This is a genomic window from Pseudomonadota bacterium (genome assembly GCA_010028905.1).
In the GTDB taxonomy this organism is placed as follows: domain Bacteria; phylum Vulcanimicrobiota; class Xenobia; order RGZZ01; family RGZZ01; genus RGZZ01.
Genome location: RGZZ01000051.1, coordinates 1 through 17,670, shown reverse-complemented (window position 1 = coordinate 17,670; position 17,670 = coordinate 1). Strand labels below are relative to the sequence as shown.

At 67.0% G+C, this 17,670-nt stretch carries 16 protein-coding genes and 1 pseudogene; 7 read left to right on the top strand and 10 right to left on the bottom strand.

Going from position 1 to position 17,670, the window contains the following annotated elements; translation table 11 throughout:
* Positions 1-289 precede the first annotated feature (289 nt).
* Positions 290-1,234, top strand: a complete 945-nt coding sequence (locus tag EB084_05980; protein ID NDD27801.1) for a hypothetical protein — start codon at positions 290-292, stop codon at positions 1,232-1,234.
* Between the two features lie 385 nt (positions 1,235-1,619).
* On the opposite strand, the pseudogene EB084_05975 reads toward EB084_05980, so the two are convergent.
* The 4 genes and pseudogenes from EB084_05975 to tsaD form a co-directional block, all read right to left on the bottom strand.
* Positions 1,620-1,757, bottom strand: a pseudogene (locus EB084_05975) (cytochrome c family protein).
* A 436-nt stretch (positions 1,758-2,193) separates the two neighbouring features.
* Positions 2,194-2,652, bottom strand: coding sequence for a hypothetical protein (locus EB084_05970; GenBank protein NDD27800.1), 459 nt, complete (start codon positions 2,650-2,652; stop codon positions 2,194-2,196).
* Positions 2,653-2,747: 95 nt separating this feature from the next.
* Entirely contained in the window at positions 2,748-3,239 is a 492-nt protein-coding gene (gene lepB, locus EB084_05965; GenBank protein ID NDD27799.1) for a signal peptidase I, read from the bottom strand.
* A gap of 59 nt (positions 3,240-3,298) precedes the next feature.
* Positions 3,299-4,348, bottom strand: coding sequence for a tRNA (adenosine(37)-N6)-threonylcarbamoyltransferase complex transferase subunit TsaD (tsaD, locus tag EB084_05960; GenBank protein NDD27798.1), 1,050 nt, complete (start codon positions 4,346-4,348; stop codon positions 3,299-3,301).
* Here tsaD and EB084_05955 point away from each other — a divergent pair.
* From EB084_05955 to EB084_05935, 5 genes are all read left to right on the top strand, one after another.
* On the top strand, positions 4,336-6,588 hold the full coding sequence (locus EB084_05955) for a response regulator (protein NDD27797.1): 2,253 nt from the start codon (positions 4,336-4,338) through the stop codon (positions 6,586-6,588). The genes tsaD and EB084_05955 overlap by 13 nt on opposite strands.
* A gap of 177 nt (positions 6,589-6,765) precedes the next feature.
* The gene (locus EB084_05950) at positions 6,766-7,344 is read left to right on the top strand and encodes a UbiX family flavin prenyltransferase (protein ID NDD27796.1); all 579 of its coding nucleotides are present in this window, start codon (positions 6,766-6,768) and stop codon (positions 7,342-7,344) included.
* Positions 7,322-8,011: an esterase family protein gene (locus EB084_05945; GenBank protein NDD27795.1), complete on the top strand. Its 690-nt coding sequence runs from the start codon at positions 7,322-7,324 to the stop codon at positions 8,009-8,011. Before EB084_05950 ends, EB084_05945 begins: the two co-directional genes overlap by 23 nt.
* Positions 8,012-8,289: 278 nt before the next feature.
* Positions 8,290-9,177: a PDZ domain-containing protein gene (locus EB084_05940; protein ID NDD27794.1), complete on the top strand. Its 888-nt coding sequence runs from the start codon at positions 8,290-8,292 to the stop codon at positions 9,175-9,177.
* 121 nt (positions 9,178-9,298) lie between these two features.
* Positions 9,299-9,739 carry a hypothetical protein gene (locus tag EB084_05935; GenBank protein ID NDD27793.1) on the top strand — a complete coding sequence of 147 codons (441 nt, stop codon included), beginning with the start codon at positions 9,299-9,301 and terminating at the stop codon, positions 9,737-9,739.
* 28 nt (positions 9,740-9,767) lie between these two features.
* Here the strand turns inward: EB084_05935 and EB084_05930 are convergent, their stop codons facing one another.
* From EB084_05930 to EB084_05905, 6 genes are read right to left on the bottom strand one after another with little or no spacing between them, the layout of a single operon-like run.
* The gene (locus tag EB084_05930) at positions 9,768-10,631 is read right to left on the bottom strand and encodes an ABC transporter ATP-binding protein (protein ID NDD27792.1); all 864 of its coding nucleotides are present in this window, start codon (positions 10,629-10,631) and stop codon (positions 9,768-9,770) included.
* 3 nt (positions 10,632-10,634) lie between these two features.
* The gene (locus EB084_05925) at positions 10,635-10,973 is read right to left on the bottom strand and encodes a hypothetical protein (protein ID NDD27791.1); all 339 of its coding nucleotides are present in this window, start codon (positions 10,971-10,973) and stop codon (positions 10,635-10,637) included.
* The gene (locus tag EB084_05920; GenBank protein NDD27790.1) at positions 10,937-12,145 is read right to left on the bottom strand and encodes a hypothetical protein; all 1,209 of its coding nucleotides are present in this window, start codon (positions 12,143-12,145) and stop codon (positions 10,937-10,939) included. Before EB084_05920 ends, EB084_05925 begins: the two co-directional genes overlap by 37 nt.
* Positions 12,145-12,822, bottom strand: coding sequence for an ABC transporter ATP-binding protein (locus EB084_05915; protein NDD27789.1), 678 nt, complete (start codon positions 12,820-12,822; stop codon positions 12,145-12,147). Before EB084_05915 ends, EB084_05920 begins: the two co-directional genes overlap by 1 nt.
* Positions 12,823-12,824: 2 nt before the next feature.
* Entirely contained in the window at positions 12,825-13,982 is a 1,158-nt protein-coding gene (locus tag EB084_05910) for an FtsX-like permease family protein (protein NDD27788.1), read from the bottom strand.
* Positions 13,983-13,986: 4 nt separating this feature from the next.
* Positions 13,987-14,607: a DNA-3-methyladenine glycosylase gene (locus EB084_05905; GenBank protein NDD27787.1), complete on the bottom strand. Its 621-nt coding sequence runs from the start codon at positions 14,605-14,607 to the stop codon at positions 13,987-13,989.
* Between the two features lie 147 nt (positions 14,608-14,754).
* On the opposite strand from EB084_05905, the gene EB084_05900 reads away from it, so the two are divergent.
* Positions 14,755-17,670: DUF3459 domain-containing protein (locus EB084_05900; protein ID NDD27786.1), on the top strand; the 2,916-nt coding region annotated here is incomplete at its 3' end.

Sequence of the window (17,670 nt, the reverse complement as noted above, 5' to 3'; positions counted from 1 at the left end):
CGTGACATCGTTGCCCGCATGATAGGGCATGCGCCCTCCGACGCGGCTCGGGTGCTCCTCACCAACGAGCTCGTGGTGCTCGGAGAGAAGATGTGCGAGACGGTAGCCGCCTTCGGCGTGAAGATCGTCGTTCTCGAGCCGACCCGCGCGCTCACCGACCTTCGCCTCGCGGGAATGCTCATCGTGACGCCCGAGGAGAGAACCTTTGATGGGCGGCCCTGGAGTGCGGTGCGCGGCCTCTATGACCCGTCTCGACGTCTGATGGTCATCGGTCAGGAGAAGCTCGGCCATCCGGAGCACTCCACCGCGCGCCACGAGTTCGCGCACGCGTTCGATCACACGTTCACGACTCGACATTCCAGACGCCAGCCTCTCTCGGTGCAGCTCTGGAACCTTTTCGCAGAGCAGCGACGCGGCCTTGTCACCGAATACGCGGGCACGAATCCGGCGGAGTACTGGGCCGAGTCGGTGGAGTCGTTCTTCAAGCCGAACGGCAGACGGCTGCTGCTCGAGCGCGATCCGCAGATGCACCAGTACCTCGAGGCACTCTTCGCGTCGTAGAGGTACGGGTCTTGGGAGGGACGCGGCGCGCCGCGGGGAAAGCCTCCCGGACGGGCCTCGAAAGGCGATCACTTCACGCCGATCATCGCACCCCAGCCTTGAAGAGAGGAGCAGACGATTGTTCAACCTGGGTTTCTCGGAGATCACCCTGATCGCTGTGATGGCCCTGCTTCTCTTCGGTCCGGATCGGATGCCGGAGTTCTTCCGCACGGTGGGCCGGATGTTCAAGGAGTTCCGACGAATGAGTGCCGAGCTCCAGAGCACGGTCCACGAGACGGTTTCGAGTCTCGATAGCGACGCTGCACGCCCGCCTTCGCTCAAAGAGGTGTATGATCGGGTCGATCCCCGTCGCGCGCTGGAAGGCCTGGGGGCGCTGCGGACCTTTGCCGACCCCGCGCCCGGAGAAGTGGTCGCACCCCCCGCGTCTGACCCGGGCGATGGTGATTTTCCCGACCTTGCCGCGTCATCAGAGACCTTGGTATCGACATCTCCACAATCGTCTGCCACTCCCCCCGCTCCGCTCCCCGCAGCGGGAGAGAACGGCACGCCTGCAGGGCAGGTCGAGTCGCACGCGCCGGCAGAGAGCGCGGAGCGCTCGTTGGAAGCGGCTGAGACCGCCCTCGCAGAAGAGCAGACCTCAGACGCGGTCAAGCCCACGGCAGACAGCGTCTGACCTGACAGGCAGCAGGGCAGCGCACCACCCCGTCTCGCTGCAGGCGAAACGCCCCATCTCAGCGCAGGCAAAGAAAAAGAGCCCCGAGACACATGTCTCAGCGCTCTTGCTCTACGCGAGTCGCAGCCTAGATGCCGAGGTACATCGCGCCAGGGTTGCCGAGGAACTGCCCCGCGTTGCCCACACCCACGAGATGCAGGTCGGCAAAGCGGTTGTTCGAGCCGCCGTTGTCGACCGCGCGAATCGCGCTGGTCTCGTCGAGCTGGGCGAGGACGCCGAGGCTGGTCGACGGGTGGGCGCCTGCTGCGCCGCTGTTCACGCCCAGGAGATTGAGCGAGTCGTCGTCGGCGAGAAGGCTCATCGGAACCGTCGAAGGGGTGATCTCCGCGCGTGCCGCGGGGGCCTGCGCGGGTGCCGCCGGCGCAGCCGCAGCCTGTGCGGGTGCAGCCGGGGCCGCACTCACATCGATGCGGTCACCGAGAGGAGCGGGCGACGCCTCCGCTGCCGGCGCCGCGGGAGCTGCGGGCTTGTGTGCCGGCATTCCCGTGAGGGGGGTGAGATTCTTCCAGCTTGCTCCGCCGATGCTGTTGCTGCTGTCCACAGGAGTCTTCCTTTCGTGCGCCTCCTTGCGGAGGTGCGGTACGGCTCGCCTTCGGCCTGAGGCGTCGCGTCTGACGCTTTGCAGACCTTGAGCCGTCTGGCGCCGTCATCATATCACTGCGTCTCACCGCTTGTAAATCACGTCTGATTTTGAAAGAAGCGCGATGATTGAGGGAAATTCTAGACATGCAACCGTCAAAACGTTGTAACCAAGCCGTTTTTTGCGTGACCAACGCTTGAATCATTTGCAAGTCAACGAAGCGCGCACGATGTTGCCGGGATGTTAACTTCCGTCCAGAAATCTCAGGAACGGCGTGGTTGTAGCGTTTTTGGCCAGATCGCCGAAGACGGACAGCGAGCTACGGCTTCTTGAGAGACCGCACGTAGGCGGCCACCGCTGTGATCTCGGCTTCGGAGAGGCGCCCTTTGAAGCCGCTCATGCCCGTGCTGGGAATGCCGAGCGTGATCGACTTCACCAGCTCTTCATCGTTAGAGCCGTGCCGAAGCACGCCTGATGTGAAGTCGGTTGGACGGGAGGTCAAGCTGCTGGCCACGGGACCGTCGCCTTTCCCCTTCAGACCGTGGCAGGTGGCGCAGTTCTGGGCGTAGATGGCACCGCCGCGCTTGATCGCCGCCGCGTCGGTGGGCAAGGGACGCCCCCAGGCGTTCGAGACCGCGCCGACCCCGACCCAGACCAGAAGGCCGAACGTGAGCCTCGCGGCGGATCGCCTGCGGCGCTCCCCTCGTGTCACATCGGAATCGCCAGTGACGGGCGTGGAGGCGGCGTGCCGGAGATGACCGACGTCAGGGAACGACATGGATGGGGCGCTCGACTTTCACAGCGATGATCGGTGTGTTCGTTCTGGCGCCAGGTGATTCCCGCCGCCGCAGCAGGGCGCGTCTGCCTGCGCGCTCACAGCCAGCCGCGATGCGCCGCAGGATAGACCACGAACAGTGCCTTTCCGCTGATGTCGGCGACAGGGAAGCAGCCGAAGCTCCGGCTGTCCCCCTCGTCGTCGCGGCGGTCGCTGAGAAGGAAGACGGTTCCCCCTGGAACGCGCCAGGGTCCGCTGTTGCGCGACCTCGACACCGTGGCGTCGTTACCGCTCTGGCCTCCCAGGTAGGATTCGTCGACTGGCGCGTCCCCGACCCAGAGCCGTCCCGCGCGCAGATGCACCGTGTCGCCCCCGATGCCAGCGACGCGCAGCAGGCGGGAAACACCGGAGACACGCACGCGCACAACCTCACCGCGGCAAGGGAGTCGACCGAGGAATGTGATTCTGCTCCAGAGCACCCGATCGCCATCGCGCACGAGCGGCGACATCGTGCTGCCCGACGCCACATGAACGCCCAGGCACAGCCAGACCACCGCCGCTGCAGCCGCCACGCAGAGGAGCGCACGCATGGCCGGCGCGCCAGAGCCCGCTTGAAGGGATGCGGTGGGAGGGTCGGCGACAGAGCGGCTCACGGAGCGACGGGCATCACGGGAAAGCAGTCGAGGTCGAGGTCTGAGACCTTCCCGGCAGCGATCTGGAACGACCCTGCGCAGGCCACCATGAGCGCGTTGTCGGTGCAGAGGTCGGAGGTCGGGAAGAAGAGGGTGATCGCTTCCCGCGCACAGGCCTCGCTCATGGCGTCGCGGAGCCGAGCGTTGCACACAACCCCCCCCGCCATCAGCACCGTGGAGACCCGATGCCGCCGTGCCGCGCGCATGGTCTTGGTCACGAGCACGTCCACGATGGCTTCCTGGAACGAGGCGCATATGTCCTCGATGGAGATGGTCTCAAAGGCGGGGGTCCGCGAGAAGTTCATCACCGCGGTCTTCAGCCCGCTGAAGCTGAACTCGAGCGAATCCTCCCCGAGCCAGGCGCGGGGGAAGGGCACGGCGGAACGGTTGCCTCGAGCCGCGAGGCGATCGACAACGGGGCCTCCCGGATAGCCGAGACCGAGATGGCGGGCGATCTTGTCGAACGCCTCTCCCGCCGCGTCATCACGGGTCTCGCCGAGAAAGGTGTAGTCTCCATGCCCTCGCATGAGCAGCAGCTGGGTGTGCCCTCCGCTCACCAGCAGGCAGATCAGCGGGAACCTGATCCCATCTGCTCGTGGACCGAGGAAGTTGGCGTACAGGTGCGCCTCGAGGTGGTTCACCCCAACCAGCGGGATGCGGTTGAGCCCGCTGATCACCTTGGCTGCGGCGACGCCCACGAGAAGGGCACCCACCAGTCCGGGACCGTGGCTCACCGCAACTCCGTCGAGGTCTTTCCATCGCAGGCCCGCCTGCTCGAGCGCCTCGGCGAGAACGGGGTTCACGAGATCGAGATGCTTGCGAAACGCTATCTCGGGGACAACGCCGCCGTACTCGCGGTGCATCTCGATCTGCGAGGCCACGACCGAGGCGCGTCGCACCCGACCGTCTTCGAGGATGGCGGCGGCCGTTTCGTCGCACGAGGTCTCGAGGCCCAGAACGATCACACCATCTCCTCCTTCGCGTGCGCCCTTCGATGCGCGAGGCACATCTTCAGCGCATCGAAGCGCGGAGGGGAAATCCGCGCGCACGAGGGGCTCTCGTGGGCGTGTGCCGCGCCTCGGGAGGTTCACGCAGGCACGAGACAAGTCCTCTCCCCGCGCGCATCACGAGGACGTCAACCAGACGCGGCAGGACAGGGGGCGACGATCGGTGTAGATCGACTCTGGGCGAAGGGGTCCAGAGAGAGACATTCGTGATGAAGACGGTTCTGGTGGTCGACGATGAGGTCGTCATCCGCAGGCTCGTGGGCGTCATGCTCTCGGGGAGCCATTTCCAGGTCGTGGAGGCGGGTGACGGGAACGAGGCCCTTCGTGTGGCGACCGATGTGCTGCCAGACGTGGCCCTGGTCGACATCGGGCTGCCCGGGGTGAACGGCATCGACCTCTGCCGCGCGCTGAAGTCATCTCCGCTCACGTCATCGGTCCGGGTGGTCATGATGACGGGCGACCGCCTCCCGCATGAGGTCGATGCGGCCCTCGAGGCAGGCGCAGCAGAGGTTCTTGGAAAGCCATTCACGCGTGATGTGCTCCGCACTGCAGTAGGGCTGTGCTCTGACGGCGTGCTGCCGGAAGCGACGCCATCGCCGACCCGCGGGACCCCGATCCCATCGTTCGACGCGGCGCTCGACGACGCCACCTTGCGCGACATGGACGCTGACGCCCTGCGTCGCCACGTGGTGGCGCTGCAGAAGGCCTTCGCCGAACGTCTTGCACACACCCGTGAAACGCACGCCTCAGCGGCAGAAGCAGAGCACGACAGGGGGGAGCGTGACCTGTACCTGTCGCTGGTCTGTCACCGCTTTCGCGATCCGCTGTCGATTGTCCGGGGGTATTCCGAGCTCGTCGCAGAGGCGCTGTCCGCGTCGGGGCTGGAAGCCTCCCAGAACGGCCTGGTCGGGGCCGTGACCCGCTCCGCTCGCGAGATCGAGACACTCGTCGATGAGCTCAGCGATTTCTCGCGCGCGAGCGGAGCGGGTTCGTTTCTCGAGCGCAGCGCGTCGGTCCAGGTGACCGCGCTGGTGCGTCTGGTTGCGCGAGAGATGCTGCCCGTGGCCCGCGCCCGCGCGCAGCAGATGCGCATCGAGGTGGCACGAGAGGGCCCCCCCCTCGAGATCAGTGGCGAACGGCTGCGGGAAGCCATGACACACCTCATGCGGTCCGCTCTCCTGCACACCCCCAGGGGCGGTGAGGTCTGTGTTTCGTGCGAGGAGGACGAGTCGGGAGCCACAGTCGTCTTCACCGACGGCAGGGGTGCGTTCGCGCACGAACCACCAGAGCGGCTCTTCCTGCCTGTGCGCTCGGCGGGTCTCGGCGGGGCAGGGGCTGCAGAGAACCTCGGGCTTTGCATCGCACGGCACATCATCGAGCACCACGGCGGCAGCATCAGCGCCACGAGCGAATCCAACCGCGGTGCGTGCATCACGGTGCGCCTTCCGCGCGGTCCGCGCACAGCCACGATCCCGAGAAGCCCGCGCGACAACGCTCAGGCCTCCTCCGATACCCTTGCGCGTGACCTCGACACCGCCGAGCGCAACCTCTTCAGCTACGCGCAGGATCTTGCGGCGCGTCTCGCCCAGGAGTCGCTGCGCGCCCAGCGCCTCGAAGAGTCGCTGGCCGAGATGGAGCAGACCTATCTCGAGACCATCGCCGCCCTGGCAAATGCCACCGACACGAAAGACGCCTACAAGCTGGGGCACACCGAGCGGGTGGCCCAGGTCGCCCGCGCCATTGCCCAGGCCCTCAATCCGGCGCTCCTGTCGCGGCGCGACTTCGAATACAGCCTGCTTCTCCACGATCTGGGCAAGATCGGCATCGCGGAAGATCTTCTCCAGAAGGCGGGGAAGTTGAGCGACGCGGAGTGGGAGACGGTCAAATCCCATTCCGAGCTGGGCGCGCGCCTGCTGTCATCGGTGCGATTCCTCGCGCCAGCGCTCGCGGCGGTTCGCAGCCACCACGAGCGATTCGACGGCAAGGGCTATCCGGACGGTCTGAGAGGGGAGGAGATCCCCCTGACGGCGCGCATCATCGCAGTGGCCGACGCCTTCGAGGCCATGATCAGCGACCGCCCCTATCGGAAGGGATTGTCCCTCGCGGAAGCCCGCGACCAGATCAAGGCCAACAGCGGAACGCAGTTCGACCCAGAGGTCGTGGGGGCGTTTCTCGATGCCTGGAAACGAATCGAAGCCCAGGCCAACCAGGCCGATGCCACGGGACAAGCGATGTCGTGAACGGCCCTCAAGCGTGATGCGCAAGCAGAGGGAACGCGTGTTCCATGAAAAGAACGGGCGTTCTTGCCCTGGTGAACGAGTGTTCGCCTTTGCATCGACAGAGAACCCGACGCGATGGCGGTACCGCGGCCAGGCAATGCAGGGAGTCATCGGGGCGCGGCTCGAAACGAGGTCGCGATGAGCAAGCGCGTTGTGGTCGCCATCTCCGGCTCGAGTGCACCCATCTACGGCATTCGTCTTCTCCAGGTTCTCCGCGATCTCGAGGTGGAAACGCACCTGGTGCTCTCGGCAGCGTCCCACCAGACCATTGCCATCGAGGCCGCGCCGCTGACGGCCAAGGACGTGAAGGCGCTCGCCACGTTCACACACGAGAGCCGGAACGTCGCCGCACCCATCTCCTCGGGGTCGTTTCGCACCGACGGCATGGTTGTGGCGCCGTGCAGCATGAAGACACTTGCGGCCATCGCGCACGGGTTCGGAGACGGGTTGGTGGCGAGAGCGGCAGACGTGACGCTGAAGGAGAGACGGCGGCTCATCCTCGTGCCCCGAGAGACCCCCCTCCACCTCGGGCATCTGCGCAACATGGCCGCGGTGACGGAGATGGGCGCGGTGGTGCTCCCGCCCGTGCCGGCATTCTACCACCGGCCACGCAGCATCGATGACCTCATCGACCACACCGTAGGAAAGATGCTCGATCTGCTCGGTATCGAGCACGCACTGTTCAAGCGCTGGGATGGCCCCCCAGACGAGGCCTGAAACAGTGCGGTCAGAGCACTTCCAGGTCCCGAGTCGCGCCTTCGGCGACCTGCGCGACGTGACCGTGCTGGTTCCGGACGACTACCGCAAGCGCAGACGTCGATATCCGGTGCTCTATCTGCACGATGGCGCCGCTGACTGGCTGGGTCGGGGAGGGCTCTGCAGCGCCATCGAGTCCGCGGCGTGTCCCCCGTTCCTCACGGTGATGCCTGCACCCGTCAACCGCACGCGCGAGTACAAGCTTGACGAGCGGCACCTGCGCTTCATGACTGAGGACCTGGTGCCCTGGGTCGACGCGCACCTTCGCACACGACGAGATGCGGCGCATCGCGCCGTTCATGGCGTGTCGCTCGGGGGGCTGTGTGCCGTCGCGCTGGGGCTTCGCCACCCCGAAGTGTTCGGCGCAGCAGGGGGGCAAGGCGGCGCGTTCTGGTACGCGCGACGGCGCATCGTACGTGAGGCTCGTTCAAGCGCTGGCTGCACGACGCGCTTTCACCTCGTCTGCGGCCGACTCGACGGCAACCTCGACGACAATCGTGCCCTGCGCGACGCGCTGACAGAAGCCGGGATCATCCACGTCTACGAAGAGGGGAGGGGAAAGCACTCCTGGCCCTTCTGGCATCGGACCCTGCCATCGGCGCTGCAGACCTACTTCTCGAGCTGCTGACCCGAGCGAGCGCTGCACGTGAAGAGCGTCCCCCCGTCGGCAGACCTGCCGGCGCGACAGGCAGATGACAGGGTGCGTCTGAAACAGGATGGAGCCTACGGGATCTCGAACCCCCGCCCGTGCCACGCCCCCATCGGCGATATCTCACCTGCATCCTCGCGCTTGCCGCGCTGACTCTGGGCTGCTCCCGCGGGCCGGTCGGTACGCCGCGGTCTGCCCCGACGGTCGCCGCCCCGCGCGGAACCCCTCCGGCCGTCTCCAACGCAGATCCACAGTCGGTGGCGCGGGTCGTGGCCGCGTGGCGTCACACCATCGAGTGGGTCAAGGTCCCGCCCCTCGGCAGCCTTCCCTGGGAGGTGCTCGAGCGGGGCGCCCAGGTCCCCCCGCACAGCCTGATCATCACGGCCCCCTACAGCACCGCCGTGCTGCGATTCCCGGTCGCGGCGTTCAAGCAGCGGTTCGTCGACCTCGTCGATGGCGGGCGCGTTCTCGGGTTCCTGCGCGCCGGAGACCAGATCGAGCTGCAGATCGACCCGGACACGCTCTTTCCGGTTCGCCTGCCGCCAGACGCATTGCGAAAGCGCGACGATCTCACCGCGCAGGCGGCCCGCATCGATGGCGGGGTAGTCTTCACCCCAGGCACGCCGCAGCTCGCGCGCGCCTACGCGGCACTGACGGCGCACAACCCACCGTTCTCGTCTCGCAGCGAGAACGCCGCCGTGCCGCCGGTTCTCGCGGCCCAGCCGGTGCATCTGAAGAAGGGGCTCGGGGTTCGCGGGAAGGACCTCGCCTCACTGAGCGCCGACCAGCTGCGCAAGCTCTATCTCGATAGCATCGAGGGGGTGTACGTCGACGCGGTCATTCCCGGGTCGCCAGCCCACACTGTCGGCATGCAGTCCCACGATGTCATCCGAACCTTCAATCGCAAGCCTGTTCGCAGCGCCGAAGACCTTCTCCGGGCCATAGAGAGCGCGCCCGAAGATCAGCCGGTCGAGGTGGAGGTGGTTCGCGCCATCATCGACAGCCAGTCGACACGCACCTTCATCTACTCGGTCCGGCTCGGCGAGTTCACCGGCAACGCCCACGTCGTTCCCAGTCCAAATCCCACCGCGCTGCCTGGGGAGGCGCTTCTCTCGCCCTCCCCTTCGTCGGCTCCGGCACACTGATCGGCGCGAGCGCCTCCAGGCTCTCCGATCCGTCGGCCTGTTCACATCTCGTTCATTGCCGGCGCTGCCAGAATGGCGCAAAATGGATTTACAGGTACAGGTGTGAGGGAGAGACGAAACGATGTCCAAGCTGAAGAGTGCGTCCCGTCTGGAAGAAGAGGTCGACGAGATCATCAGCGCCGTCATCCGCGTCGGAAGGGGCGGAGCGCTTCGTCTCGAGAGCCCTGGGGGCGTGCGCACCTTCACGGTCGATCGTCTGGTCTGTGACGAGAGCGGTCACGTCTGCGAGGCCTGGCTCTCTGCCCCCTCGGTCACCAGCCTCGCGAGACGCGTCATCGACTGGTTCAAGGCCATCGAGCGCCGCGATCTCGTTCGCGTCACACAGCACGGTGGTACCGTCAGACGCAGCATGACCACGGTCGAGATCGCCGCGAACGGCGTCACCCATCTCGCGTTCCGAGACGACCTCGGGGCCTCGCGCTACAGCCGGACCATCTCGACGTCCCATCGCCCCCCGAGTGACGCGAGCGGCTGGTTGCTGTCGTACCGTCGCGCTTCCTGACATCGATTCACGGTCTCCGGGCAGACCTTCACGCCTCGAGCCGAGCGCCCGTCATGGTGAGGAAGACGTCTCCGAGGCTTGCTCGTTCCTCACGAAGGCCTGCGATCTCACCCCGGTCGCTCAGCAGAGCAATCTGGCGCGCCTGCTCCGCGGGCGGTCCTTCCAGCAGATGCGTCTCGACCCCCGCCTCGGCCCGCAGCGCGACGTGAAGGCGGGGCGCATGGAATGCCGTCGTGAGTGCCTCCGGCTCTCCTATCGCGCGGAGCTCTCCGGCGTGCAGGATGGCCACCCGGCCGGCCAATCGCTCCGCCTCGTGCATGTCGTGTGTGGCCAGCAGCACCGCCGTGCCCTCTGACGCGAGCCTCGCCACCCAGCGCTGCAACCCTTCGGCAGCGCGAGGATCGAGGCCGCTGGTGGGCTCGTCGAGGAAGAGGACGCGCGGTCTGCCCAGCAGCGCCCGTGCCAGCATGAGTCGCTGGCGCAGCCCCTTTGAGAGTGTTGAGACGAGGTCTCGCGCCCGATCGGCGAGCCCCGCCTCCTCGAGCACCTCGAGCGCGCGCTTGTTGCCGAGACCCCCGATCGCAGCGAAGAAATCGAGGTTCTCGCGAACGGTGAGCCGCTCGTAGAGGTTCTGCTGCTCGAAGGTCACACCGATGCGAGCGCCAGGCCCGGCTGTCGCTCCCCCAATCAAAACCCCGTCCACGGTGGCGCGTCCCTCGGTGGGCCTGAGCAGGCCGGTCAAGATTCGCATGATCGTGCTCTTGCCTGCTCCGTTGGGACCGAGCAGGGCCACGATCTCGCCCGCGGCAACAGCGAAGGTGAGGTGTCGCAGCGCCCATCGCTCGCCATAGCGCTTGCCCAGGTCGTCTGTGCAGAGGGCGTCGCTCGTCACCCCTCAGAAGCCTGCCCACTGCGGCGCGATGAGCAGGATCCCGAGCATCACCAGCGCCGTCGACCAGATCAGGGACGACACCACGTAGGCAGACCGCCAGACCAGCTGCCCATCGCTCTCCACGGCGTGGAGCTCGAGATAGGGGACATCGGCGGTGCGCAGCACTCCACGGACCTTGCACGCCTTTCCTTCGATGTCGCCCAGAACCTGATCGCGCACACCGCCGCCAGCGCTCCCGATGAGCACGCACGGCCGCACGGCGAGGTACACGCCTGCACATTCGAACACGGCGTCCGTGCACCAGGTCACACCAGGAACGCCCCGCCCGACGAAGCGCCCCACGAGCTCGGTCTGATACGCACGTGCAGGCTCGGAGGCCAGCTTCTCGAGAACGTCGCGAAGACCGGCCTCGTTCTGCACGCTCCCGTGCATGCGCCCGAACGCAAGCCCCAGCGGGAAGCGAAGAGCCGCAGCAAGGTGAGGGCCGACACGGTCTGCACGGGGAGCGCCTCGCTGGGCAGACGGGTTCCGATGGGAGGGTGCAGGGCCGACTGCTGGCTCAGCTCGGTGGCCGGGTTGGAGGCGACCACAGCTGCCGTTCTCGCGAGCTGGGCCGTGTCGAACTGTCCGCTCCACGCGGACGCCGTGCCCAGTCGACCTGCAGAGACCGCATCGACGGGGGTGAAGCCACGTGCTGCCACAGCCAGGGCATGCCGAGTCGGCGAGGGCCCTGCCAGGCGGGTGAGCAGGGCCAGCAAGGCCCCTTCGAGCGCGCGGGCATCGACGCGACGCTGAGTGAACTGATCGGCCCAGACCTCGCGGCACTGCGCGAATCCAGCATAGATGAGCGCATACGCGCGTATCAGGAGACCGACCACGGGAATCATGAGCCCGCCCACCTGGGATGACGGCGAGGTGCTGTCGTCGGCCGTTCCGCCGCGCGCGCTCATCGAGGCATAGGTCTCCTTCACCCGCGTGAGAATGAAGATGGGGCCCGCGAACAGGGTGGCCAGACGAAAGTCACCGCTGGCGAGATGCGCCGCCTCGTGCGTCACGATGGCGCACTGCTGGTCGACGTCGAGCGATTCGAGCAGGCCTCGCGTGACCACGAGCCGCGCAGCGCGTCGGGTCAGGCCATAGGTGAGTGCGCAGGGGTCGCTGTCTGCCACGACGCCCAGGTAGGGAACAGGAAGGCGGCACTGCTCGAGCACGGCCCGCAGGTGAGGCCCCACGTCGCCGGCTTCCTCGAGCTTGATCCAGGTCACGCGGAGAAGACGGTCGAGCAGCCAGGGCGAGAGCACGCTGCTCAGGGCAACCGCCGCCGCGCCGCACAGCCCGGCGCTCACGGCGAGCACCAGGCCATCCGCAGTGTCCTGCTGGGGAAGCGCATTGAGAAATCCCCACCACAACAGGCTGTGGAAGAGCCACAGGGCGAGCAGGGCAAGCAGGCCATGCAACCACATGACGAGGCCGGACACGGGACGGGCGGCAGGCGCGGCGGGGGGAGGCGTCATCACACCACGGTCGCCCGCAGACGACCATCCTCGAGGTAGTACACGCGCTGCGCGAAGGCGGCCACCTTCGGATCGTGCGTGACCACGACCGTGGTGATCTCCTGCAGCTCGTTGACGGTGCGAATCACATCCATGACCTCCTTGCTCGACTTCACGTCGAGATTGCCGGTGGGCTCATCGGCCAGAAGCAGACCGGGCAGGTTGGCGAGGGAGCGGGCAATGGCGATGCGCTGCTGCTGGCCGCCGCTCAGCAGGTTCACCGGCTCGTAGGCCTTCTTCTCGAGCTCCACCAGGCGCAGCAGCGCGAGCGCGCGGGAGTCGCGCTCCGCGGGGCCGAGCCCCGCCAGCTGCATGGGAAGGCGCACGTTCTCGAACGCGTCTAGCGTCGGGATGAGGTTGTAGTTCTGGAAGATGAACCCGATGTGATGGAGGCGGATGCGCTCTCTGACCCCCTCGGCCTCCTGCGTGACGTCGGTCTCGTCGAGGGTGATGTGGCCGAAGGTCGGCCAGTCAAGGCATCCGAGAAGGAACAGGAGCGTCGACTTGCCGCTGCCCGACGGCCCCATGATGGCGATGAACTCGCCCTTCTCCACACGCAGATCGACGTTCTCGAGCACGCGGAGCTTGTTGGTGGAGGTGTCGAAGTACTTGTGCAGACCGCGAACGTCGATGCGCATCGCTACTCCTGACGAAGCCCGTAGATGATGTTCATCCGCCAGGTGAGGGCGCAAGGCACCACAGCACCAACGAGACCCACGAAGACCGACATGAGCATCGCCTGGAGAACCAGTCTCAGCGTGATTTCACCAAGGGGAAACGTGAGCTTGAGCAGCGTGACCATGGCGCTGTCGAGCAGGTGGGCCCCCAGCACGCCGATGATGACCCCGAAGAAGCCTCCCGCGAGGCTCAGCATGACCGATTCTGCGACCAGCATGAGCGCAACGGTGAGACGGCTGGCACCGATGGCCCGCAGGGTGGCAAACTCCTTCAAGCGCTCGTAGGTTGACATCAGCATCGTGTTCATGGCCGCGGTCATGGCGATGAGAACACCGATGGCGGCCACCGCGAACTGCAGGAGCCAGGCATAGTCGATGAAGTCGTTGGCGGCCCCCAGGTACTGCTCTCGCGTGCGCGCCACGTGGTTGGCGAAGCGCTTGTCTGTGTTGATCTGCTCGATGGCGAGCTGCTTTCCGCCTTCCGCGTCCTCCTTGAGCTTGATCCAGACCTCCTGCGCCCCCTGCCCGGTGATGCGAGCCGCCGTTGCGGGCGTCACGTAGCAGAAGTAGTCGTTGAGCCCTCCACCCGCGGAGAAGAACCCCACGATCTTGAAGTCCTTGTCGGCGATGCGGAGCGTCGCCCCTTCTGTGAGACCGAGCTCGCGAGCCAGCATCTGGCCCACGATGACCTCGTCATCGCCGGACGGGAAGCGATTCGTATCGACGTGCACCCGCGGCAGGAAGGTGGAGAACGCCTCCTTGTCGAGGGCCCAGACCACGATTCCACGCCCTTCGCGCACCTGCTGGAAGCGCATCACGGGTGCCGCCGACTCGACGTTCTGCATCTTTGCGAGCTCACCGACCAGGGCCAGGGGGATGCTCTCGGTCGAGACCCCCACGCCGCCGATGGGGCCGGCCGGCATGGGCATCGAGTTCCTCGGCAGCACGTACACGTCGACCGAGCGGCCGTGCATCTCCGACTGCACGCGGTCGTAGAGACCCTCGGCCAGCGAGAGAAGCGAGATGAACGCGCCCACGGCCAGGAGCACGCCCACGATGGTGAGCAGGCTGCGCTCCTTCTTGCGCGTGACGTTCTTGGCGGCCAGGTAGAGGGCGACCACGGCGTCAGCAGGCGCGTCCCGCGGGTCGGCTCAGGAAGGCGCTGTCGGCGTAGCAGAAGCGCAGCGCGAGCTCTGTGGCCTTCCGGATGCCGATGCGCGGCGTGGTGGCGATGGGGCGTGAAGGGCCTGACGTGTCGGGGCGGGCGATGAAGAGGCCGCCCTTGCCATCGATCAGCGAAGCGCCGTTCTGACCAGCGTCGATGGAGAAGGCGCGACACAGCTTCGCGGGACCGTTCGTGAGCCCGGCCAGGGTCGCCACCCCACGCGCGGCGGTCATCAGCGCGACCCCCGCGAGCGGTTCGACGGCGCGTATGAGCACGGCGCCCGGAGGGGCATCCCAGGCCACGACATTGAAGCACCAGTGCATGCCGTAGGTGAAGTAGACGTAGGCGTGGCCTGGCGGCTCGAACATGGGCCGGTTGCGCGGCGTCACGCCGCGCGCGGCATGCGACGCTGCGTCATCTGCCCCCAGGTACGCCTCGGTCTCGACGATGCGCCCGACACGCAGCCCGTCGGGCGTGCGGCGGCACAGCAACGCGCCAAGGAGGCCGCGGGCCACCGCTGGGGTCGGGTTCTGATAGAATCGCTTCGCCAAGGTTCTCACAGGGATGCGCCCTTGTTCCATGTCGCCTGCGCAAATCCTGTGACGTTCAGCATGCGCTGTCGCTCTCGCTGCATCACCGCGATCCGGATGTTCACATGCCGTTCAACACCCCTTGAAGTCGCTTCGCTAGAATGGAAGGGACGCGATTCAAGGAGACGGTCAGCGCGAATGCAGACGGGTGGCGCAGGCGATATCGGGAGTGAGGCAGGACGGCGCAGCCTGCCTTCTTCGCGCGCCCAAGGGGGCGTCTCTGCAAAGGCGCTCGAGGCCCTCACCCCGTCGAGCAACGCATCGCCCGCACCCGCTCGCGACACCTTCACGTTCACGTACGACAGCCGCGAAGGGCCTCGTCTCTCCGACGTTCGGCTCAAGGGATCGTTCGACCCGGCGACGGGCCGCTGGGACCCCCTCTGGAACGGGGGGCGCGGTCTTCCGATGGTCGATGACGGCACCCACGGTGACGCACAGGCCGGAGACGGTGTGTACACAGCCCGGGTGTCGCTCGACGTCTCAGAGCAGCGCCCCTACCAGTGGGGGGTGGAGGCCGACGTCGTCGGTGCCGATGGCCGTGTGGCCCAGCCCGCGCGGTGGCTGATGATGACCGAGCAGCCCCCGTCGTTCACCGCGGGGCAGGGCGCCCGCAGCATCGAGGCCCACCTCACGGGCAACAAGGACATGGGGGTCCATCGCCTGGGTCAGGACGGGGTGAGGTTCAAGACCTGGTCTCCCGCGCTGGGCACGGGATCGCTGGCCGGCTACAGCCTGCGGGTCGAGATCTGCGACGACGCCGGGAACACGGTGGAATCGCTGCCCATGTCGAAGGACGCGCGCACCGGGATGTGGACAGCTGAACAGCCGTCCGGCTGGGCGCGCATCGCGGGGCGGCCCTATCGCTTCGCCGCCCGCAACGCCGAGGGGCAGCCGCTGATGCGACACTTCAGCGACGGCAGCTCGGCCCCCGTGGTCTATGCCGATCCGTACGCGCGCTATGTCCAGGGGCCGCGCAAGGGGCTCGAAGCCATCCAGGTCGATCCGGTGCTCGGGGTCGAGACCGGCTGGTATGACTCGACAAGCAGCGGTGGACCAGACTACTCCGCCAATCCCCGCTGGGGTCGCTTCAGCGTTGCGGGGCACGACGACGCATCGCGCGTGACCTTGCGCCTGCGTGACGGGGAGGGGAGGTCGCTCACCCGTGCGGAGCTGCTGGCGCGCCTCGGACCGCCCGCGCTGGTGCCCTACGACCAGGCCACTCCGAGGCAGCGCCAGAACGTCGACATCCTGAAGCGATGGCAGATCGACGTGTCGGCCCCCGTGACCCGCTACGCCTGGCTCGACCACGTGGCCGAAGACGGAACCATCGATCTGCAGCGCGTGGGAGACGCCACGACTGGAACCAGCTGGGTCACCGTGATCAACGATTTCCCGCGGCTCGTCGGCCTTCACTATGACCTGGAGGTGCGGGGACGCGACGGCATCGAGGGCGACGCCAACGGCGACGGCGTGCTGCAGCCCGCAGAGGCGCGGCGCACCCCCTACAATGATCGCTGGAGCGATGTCATCCCGGCTGCGCCGGGAAACGAGCGGCTCTCCCTCGTGCGAGAGTCGGCCTACACGTTCCAGCACGCCGACACGCCGCGTCGCGAGACCGACCCCAGGCGCTTCGTGATCTACGAGGCGCACGTGGGGTCGTTCATGGGGTCTCGTGACAACGCCCACGCCTCGACCTTCGCCGACGCCATGCGCCACCTCGATCACGTCGAGCGCCTGGGAGCCAACACGGTCGAGCTGCTCCCCGTGCAGGAGTTCGGCGGCAAGCGCGACTGGGGCTATACCCCGGACTTCATGTTTGCCGGCGCCGAGGCCTATGGGTTCGAGATGCCTCGAGAGGAAGCCGTTCGTCGAGGCGCCATCGGTGAGAATGACCAGCCCGGACAGGAGAAGGTCTGGGTGAGCGGCACCGATGCGATGAAGATGTTCGTCGATGAGGCCCACCGCAGAGGCCTGAACGTGATCTCTGACGTGGTCTACAACCATGTCGCGGGGAGACCGGACGCCCAGAACCCGCTCGACCGCATCGACGGTGACGCGCGCTCGTTCTACCGATGGCCAGATGGGCACGTCACCCAGACCCCCTGGGGCGACAAGCCCGCGTACGCCTCGCAGGCCGTGAAGGACCTCTACACCGCCAACGCGGTCCAGCAGGTCACCGAGCTCGGTGTCGACGGCATCCGCTTCGATTTCGTGCAGGTGCTGCACAACACGGGCTCCGCCGAGGAGAAGCGCGAGGGGATGAACACCTTGCGCCAGATCAACCGCACCCTCGACCTCGTACGTCCGGGCGCCTTTGTCGTCGCGGAAGATTTCACGCACGACTGGCTCGTCGCGGGCGATCTCGGCCAGAGCGCCTCCACCGCGGGGCCGGACGGTCTCCAGAAGCGCGGCATGGGATTCGATGCGGTGTGGAGCGACAGCTTCCATCACACGCTGCTGGGCGCGGTCTCTGGCAGCCGTGACATGGATGCCCTGGCCGCGGCGCTGACCCAGCATGTGGGCGTGCAGCGCAGCGAGCAGGCCCTGGTCTACGCCCATTCGCACGACGAGGTCGGAAACTCGGGGCAGTGGGTCACCCGCGTGGCGGCGGGGGGCGTCTCCGAAGAGGCAGTCATGGCTGCGTGGCCACGGGCGATGGGCCGCACTGCGGCCGCCATCACCCTCACCAGCGCGGGGGTGCCCATGATATGGCAAGGCGAGGAGCAGCTGGCCAACAACGACTTCAAGCACGCCATGCCCTCGACGTGGGGGCTCGATCAGCGCTGGATGTCCCCCGACCCGGCTCAGGCAGGCGCCGATCCCTACGCGGAGGAGAAGCGAGGCCACTTCCGCTTCTATCACGACCTCATCGCGCTCCGCGGGTCGACCCCCGCCCTTGCGGCAGGAACGCCCGTCTCACGCCTCTACACCCACAACGCGGATCAGGTGATCGCATGCAGCCGTGAAGGCGGAGGCGACGCGGTGGTGGTGGTGTCAAACTTCAGCCGGCAGCGCCGCCAGGGATACGGCGTGAACCTTCCGCCCGGTCGCTGG

What these genes read in the sequence shown, in the direction of transcription:
- EB084_05970 (NDD27800.1), bottom strand. Translation starts at nt 2,652, where the DNA reads ATGTCGTTCCCTGACGTCGGTCATCTCCGGCACGCCGCCTCCACGCCC.
- lepB (NDD27799.1), bottom strand. Translation starts at nt 3,239, where the DNA reads ATGCGTGCGCTCCTCTGCGTGGCGGCTGCAGCGGCGGTGGTCTGGCTG.
- EB084_05955 (NDD27797.1), top strand. Translation starts at nt 4,336, where the DNA reads ATGCGCGAGGCACATCTTCAGCGCATCGAAGCGCGGAGGGGAAATCCG.
- EB084_05950 (NDD27796.1), top strand. Translation starts at nt 6,766, where the DNA reads ATGAGCAAGCGCGTTGTGGTCGCCATCTCCGGCTCGAGTGCACCCATC.
- EB084_05945 (NDD27795.1), top strand. Translation starts at nt 7,322, where the DNA reads ATGGCCCCCCAGACGAGGCCTGAAACAGTGCGGTCAGAGCACTTCCAG.
- EB084_05935 (NDD27793.1), top strand. Translation starts at nt 9,299, where the DNA reads ATGTCCAAGCTGAAGAGTGCGTCCCGTCTGGAAGAAGAGGTCGACGAG.
- EB084_05920 (NDD27790.1), bottom strand. Translation starts at nt 12,145, where the DNA reads ATGACGCCTCCCCCCGCCGCGCCTGCCGCCCGTCCCGTGTCCGGCCTC.
- EB084_05915 (NDD27789.1), bottom strand. Translation starts at nt 12,822, where the DNA reads ATGCGCATCGACGTTCGCGGTCTGCACAAGTACTTCGACACCTCCACC.
- EB084_05905 (NDD27787.1), bottom strand. Translation starts at nt 14,607, where the DNA reads ATGGAACAAGGGCGCATCCCTGTGAGAACCTTGGCGAAGCGATTCTAT.